This window comes from Alcanivorax sp. HI0083, assembly GCF_001635175.1.
Genome location: NZ_LWFX01001203.1, coordinates 1 through 5,799 on the forward strand (window position 1 = coordinate 1; position 5,799 = coordinate 5,799).

The following is a 5,799-nucleotide window of genomic DNA, read 5'->3' on the forward strand; positions in this document are numbered from 1 at the left end:
GCCGCTGACGCCAGTGCAATCGGGCAGGAACCCCATCGTGACGAATACCGGCCACCAGGGTGCGCCGGGCATCCAGCATGCCGCGCCGGCTTTTCTTCATGCGCCGCTGATGCAGACTGGCCAGGCGCCGAGCCATGCGGCGCACCAGGGTTTTCACTTCCTGGAATTCACGCAAATGCCGAAACGGCACCGCACGCATGGTCTGTTCCCGCAACGCCCTCCCCTTGCCTGCACCATGCAGCAAAAACTGGCGCCGCACATGGCCGGCGGCCTGCTCACGCACTTCCCGTCGCCACTGGCGCAGCGCCTCCGCCCGCGCCTGGCGGGGCGCATCGCCCTGATCCAGCTGCAGAATGCGGTCATCCACCGCCCCCATCCCCATGTTCATCAGCAGGCGACGGGTATACAGGCCCTGCTGGGTAATCACCTCCATCTGGGTGAAATCCATTTGTGCTGCGGCCTCAGCCAGCCGCTGCTCCAGCTCGGCAGGGGTTTGTGCCGTCAGGTTGTCGTCGCCCGCCAGCCCATCATCGCCCTGGGAAGATTCACCCGCCTCGCCCGCCTCCTCAACGGGTTCGGGCATGGCGCTGTTGTTCGATGTGGCCGCCGCCGCGCCGGGCGTCACCGCAAAGAAACGCGCAAAGGTTTCCTCAAACGCAGGGCGATCGTCTTCGCGCTTCACCAGCGTCATCGCCAGGGCATCGTGAAAGCGTTGTCGCCCTTGATAGCCCACCAGTGCAGCCGCATCCATGCCCTGGCTGGCCTCGTCCGGCGATATTCGCAACCCCGCTCCCCGCAGCGCCTGCACAAATTCTGAAAGGCGACGGACCGGCATCAGCGTTTGCCCAGCTTGCGCAACCAGGCAGGCAACAGCTCCCGTGCCAGGGTCACGTCTTGCTCGGTTTTTAAAACCAGATTGAGCGTATCTGCCACCTGCTCCTGCTCCAGTGAATCCGCATGCAACAGCACCAGCGCCCGGGCCCAGTCCAGCGTCTCGGAGATAGCCGGCAATTTCTTCATGTCCTGCTCGCGCAGGTACTGAATGAACGCCACCAGTTGCTCGCGCAGTCGTGCATCCAGATCCGGCACCCGTGCCGCCACGATGTTCGCTTCCAGCTCCGCTTCCGGGTAGGGAATATACAAGTGCAGACAGCGGCGTTTGAGTGCATCGGACAACTCGCGCTGGTCGTTACTGGTCAACAGCACCAGGGGCTGGTGGCGCGCCTTGACGGTGCCCAGCTCGGGGATGGAAATCTGGAAGTCCGATAGCAACTCCAAAAGAAACGCCTCGAATTCCTGATCCGCCTTGTCGATTTCATCGATCAACAGTACCGCAGGTTCTTCACTGCGGAGTGCATGCAACAGGGGGCGCGGCTCCAGAAAGGTTTCACTGTAGAACGCTTCACCCAAATCCCCCAGGCGATCCATGCTGGCTTCCAGGCTATCCGTATCGGCCAGCATGCCACCGAGCTTGTCGCGCAGCAGTTGCGTATACAGCAACTGCTTGCCGTACTTCCATTCGTATAGCGCCCGGCTTTCATCCAGCCCTTCATAGCACTGCAAGCGAATCAGCGGCGCTTCCAGAAAGGCGGCGGCCGCTTTTGCCAGCTCGGTTTTGCCCACCCCCGGCGGGCCTTCCACCAGCACCGGCTTGTGTAGCTGCGCCGCCAGGTACACCGCCAGCGCAATGCGCTCGCTGCAAATGTAACCCTGCTCGGAGAAGCTGCGAATAATGTCTTCGACGGAGTCGATACGGGTTTTCATGGGCACTCCTGCACAACCTTGCCAAGGCACAGCGAAAGCCAGACCTTGCCTGAGCCAGACAGAGTAACGCAGAGCACGACGGGAGACACTGGCCAACCACGACACAACACCGACAGGAAGCGGCGCAGGACAACGCGGTGAGCGAAAAGGAATCAATGAACGAACACGCAGAGCGCCGACCGGGGCGTTAATGCAGAGTGATGTTATCCGCCAGCACCACAGGGGCGATCTCGCTGACGTCCTCGACAATGGGGTCGCCATCCATGCTGGACACATCAAAGCGAGCCGAGGTGACATCGCCATCAATCATGTCGGGAATGGCATCGAGAAAGGCGTCCACATGCTCGGAGCCAAAATGGATTTCCAGCGCATCCAGGTTCGACCACTGCTGCCACACCATAATCACCCTGGGCGCATCCGCCTGCAGGTATACCTCATAGGCCAGACACCCCCGCTCTCCCCGCGACGCACTGGCAAGCGCCTGCACCAGCGCCAACGCATGGGGCTGTTCGTCTTCTTTCACGGGAAAGGAGCCTTTCACTATGATCATGGAGGGTCACTACGCTGGGAAAACGACCATTGTAGCACAATCGAGCCAACGCTGCCCGGACCCTGCCTGTTTTCAGCACAGGGCTCGACTACAAACTATCGCAGAACTGCACCGAGTCGGAGACCGGCACCCGATCCACTCGGGCCTTGTTTGCCGCGATATCCGGGTCCTCGTACCCAAAGCTGATCCCCAGCACGATGGCCGTACTGGACGGGATCCCCAGCATTTCCCGCACATCGTCAGGATAGTAACGCATGCTGCCCTGGGCGCAGGCGCCCAACCCATAGGCACTCATGGACAGCAGCAATGACTGCACGTACATGCCCACATCCAGTCCCACGGTGACGCCGAACTCCCGCTCCATGCCAATAAACGCCACATGGGGCGCATCAAACAACTCGAAATTGCGCAATTCGGCACGTTGCCGACCAGGACGGTCTTCGCGGGCAATGCCCATGCTGCCGTACAGCGCCATGGCGCAATCCACCTGGCGCTCCCGGTACACCCCCTCGAAACGCGGCAGGCTGTCATAATCCGGAGCAAAAGGGACGCCCTGAGTAACCTTCTCCACCATGCGCTCGCGCAGCGCATCGCGCACGGCACCGGACGCTACCCACACTTTCCAGGGCTGGATATTGCAGTTGGAGGGAGAGCGCTGGGCAAGCGAGAACACCGCGTCCAGCACCTCCTGAGGTACCGGTTTGTCGGTAAAGCCGCGTACGGAGCGGCGCTGAATCATGGCATCAGCCAGGGAAATATCGTGGGCGGTCATCAAGGGCTCCTGTCAACACTCGCTCCGAGTCTACCGGGGCGGAGAGACAGACACGATGACCGTAGCGATCAGGCCGCTTGTTCGGACGCGTCACGCATGGCCTGGCAGATCTGGTCGATCACCGGTGCAGCCAACTCCATGCGGCCGTCGCAGCCATCCACCCCAAAGCGCCGGGCGCAGTCAGGACAAAGCACATTGAACACCAGTTCTTCGCCGTGATTGCGAGCCGGCAACACTGCCCAGTTTTCCATCCGGGCCTGCTGGCCGATACGGTGATAATAATCCAGATTGACCTCACCACCGGGTTCAAAATCAAAGGTGGCAGGACAACGGCTGCAATTGAGCCACATGTCGTACAGTGCTGCGGCGTCGTACGGATCCTTGGGATCAAAAGACATCGCCACCTCCTGTGGCAATCGGCAGCAACGTTGCGGTATTAACGTTGCTGAGTTCGCGACCCTTTTTAGTGCATTTTTCGGCACAAACCCACGAATCACGTCACAAACCGCCATTTCATAGCCGATTACCTACCGCCATCTGCCTGCCGCCCAGCGCCATCATTTCCAGCTGCAGGCAGGCATGATCCGCCAACACACGGCGCGCAGCGGGGCTACTGTCGAGCATGGAAATGCCGGCGCCGAACATGATCGCAATGGCCGCTTGCGCCTCCTGTTCTGCCGGCACCTGGNCCCGCCCCTGGCTGGCGACCGCCTGACGCACGTCTTCGGCCAGCTCGTCCACCAGCAACTGTAATTCGCGCTGAATTCTCAACCGGTAGCGATCATGGCTACCCAGACGCTGCTGCACCAACAAGCGAAAATCATTGCCGTTCTCAGCAATATAACGGGTAAACCGCCCGACCAGCTCCTGCACCGCCTGGGCCGCACCGATTTCGATCATGCTGCGCCGCTCGTACTCCATGGCAGAGCGCAACCGAAAGCAACAGGAGTCAATCAACGCCAACCCCAGCGCCTCCATATCCGGAAAATGGTTATACAGGGAGGTGGCAGCCAGGCTGGATTCCCGGGCCACTTCACGCAGCCCCAGGCTGTCCAGACCACGCCCGCCCGCCATCAAATTTCGTGCGGATTCCAGAATCCGCTCCCGGGTTTGCCGTTTCTGGCGCTGTCGCGCTGTTTCAGCCATAACAGTATCACTAACGAATGTTAGTTAAATAATCCCATAAACGACGGCCACGGCGCAACAACGCAGCGGTTACAAAACAATCTTTGACAAACACTTGTTAGCTGGAAGAGAATTCACCTTACAGATGTAAGGCCGAAGACTTGGCACACGGCCTGATCACGGCGCATGATCAGACATGCGCTACAACACAACCTGCCTGCCCGAGCAGGCAGCAAGGAAGCACAAGGGGAAAGCAATGAACTATTTCGTTACCGGTGCCACCGGGTTTATCGGCCGATTTCTGGTTGGCCGTCTGCTGAAACGCGACGATACCCGCGTTTTTGCCCTGGTCCGCTGTGGCTCCGAGTACAAGCTGGATGCCCTGCGCAGCCGGCTTGGCGTGGATGCCGACCGTCTGGTGGCCATCCATGGCGACATCAACGAAAAACTGCTGGGCGTGAGCAAGCGTGACCAGGATGACCTGAACGGGCAAATCGATCATTTTTTCCATCTGGCCGCCATTTATGACCTGACCGCCGATGAAAACACCCAGCGCTACACCAATATCGAAGGCACGCGGCAAACGCTGAAACTGGCTGAAAAAATTCAGGCCGGCCGTTTTCACCATGTCTCCTCCATCGCGGCTGCCGGCCTTTACGACGGCACCTTTACCGAAGACATGTTCGAGGAAGCCACCGGACTTGATGACGCCTACCTGCTGACCAAGCACGAATCCGAAGCACTGGTACGCCAGGAAAGCAAAATCCCCTGGCGCATCTACCGCCCTGCCATGGTCGTCGGCCATTCTGAAACCGGGGCCATGGACAAGGTGGACGGCCCCTATTACCTGTTCAAGTTCATCCAGAAGCTGAAAGACGTATTGCCCAACTGGATACCTCTGATCGGCGTGGAAGGCGGCCACTTCAACGTGGTGCCGGTGGATTTCGTGGCGGACGCCCTGGACCACATTGCCCACCAGGCTGACCACGATGGCCAATGCTTCCACCTGACCGCAGACCGCAGCTACAGCCTGGGCGAGATCATGGACATCATCGCCGGCGCCGCCCAGGCCCCGCGGGTGGCCTTGAAGCTGGAAAACCGCCTGTTCGATGTGGTCCCGGGCTTTGTTCGCAAGGGCGTCAGCGCCCTGACCCCCAACCTGCTGCTCAATGCCGCACTGGACAACCTGGACATCCCGCCCTCGGCCATGAAGTTCCTCACCTTCCCCACCGAGTACGATAACAGCCGCGCCAAAGCGGCTCTGGAAGGCACTGGCATCGCGGCACCGGAGCTGGAAAGCTATATCCAGCAACTGTGGGATTTCTGGGAAAACCATCTGGACCCGGACCGCGGCGAGCGCAAGGATGAACTGCAACCGCTGCCCACCCTGCCCGAACGGGTGGAAGGCAAGGTAGTAATGGTTACCGGCGCCACGTCCGGTATCGGCAAGGCCAGCGCGCTGAAGCTGGCTCGCGCCGGCGCCACCGTGCTGGTGATTGCCCGCACCGCCGAAAAACTGGAAGAAACCCTGCATGAAATCGACCAGCTGGGCGGCACCGCACAGGCTTACAGCTGTGATGTGTCCGAC

At 60.3% G+C, this 5,799-nt stretch carries 6 protein-coding genes and 1 pseudogene; 1 reads left to right on the forward strand and 6 read right to left on the reverse strand.

Annotated features, from left to right (window positions below):
* The 6 genes and pseudogenes from A3754_RS17450 to A3754_RS17475 form a co-directional block, all read right to left on the reverse strand.
* Positions 1-835 (reverse strand): annotated as a pseudogene (locus tag A3754_RS17450) (hypothetical protein); the annotation flags it as partial.
* Positions 835-1,764, reverse strand: coding sequence for a MoxR family ATPase (locus A3754_RS17455; protein ID WP_063520722.1), 930 nt, complete (start codon positions 1,762-1,764; stop codon positions 835-837). The pseudogene A3754_RS17450 and the gene A3754_RS17455, both read right to left, overlap by 1 nt.
* 187 nt (positions 1,765-1,951) lie before the next feature.
* Positions 1,952-2,314, reverse strand: coding sequence for a putative quinol monooxygenase (locus tag A3754_RS17460; RefSeq protein WP_063520723.1), 363 nt, complete (start codon positions 2,312-2,314; stop codon positions 1,952-1,954).
* 88 nt (positions 2,315-2,402) lie between these two features.
* Positions 2,403-3,086: a nitroreductase gene (locus A3754_RS17465; protein WP_063520724.1), complete on the reverse strand. Its 684-nt coding sequence runs from the start codon at positions 3,084-3,086 to the stop codon at positions 2,403-2,405.
* A gap of 68 nt (positions 3,087-3,154) precedes the next feature.
* Positions 3,155-3,484 carry a hypothetical protein gene (locus tag A3754_RS17470; RefSeq protein ID WP_063520725.1) on the reverse strand — a complete coding sequence of 110 codons (330 nt, stop codon included), beginning with the start codon at positions 3,482-3,484 and terminating at the stop codon, positions 3,155-3,157.
* A 115-nt stretch (positions 3,485-3,599) separates the two neighbouring features.
* Positions 3,600-4,232, reverse strand: a complete 633-nt coding sequence (locus A3754_RS17475) for a TetR family transcriptional regulator (protein WP_063520726.1) — start codon at positions 4,230-4,232, stop codon at positions 3,600-3,602.
* 235 nt (positions 4,233-4,467) lie between these two features.
* On the opposite strand from A3754_RS17475, the gene A3754_RS17480 reads away from it, so the two are divergent.
* On the forward strand, positions 4,468-5,799 hold a 1,332-nt coding region (locus A3754_RS17480), incomplete at its 3' end, for an SDR family oxidoreductase (RefSeq protein WP_082904799.1).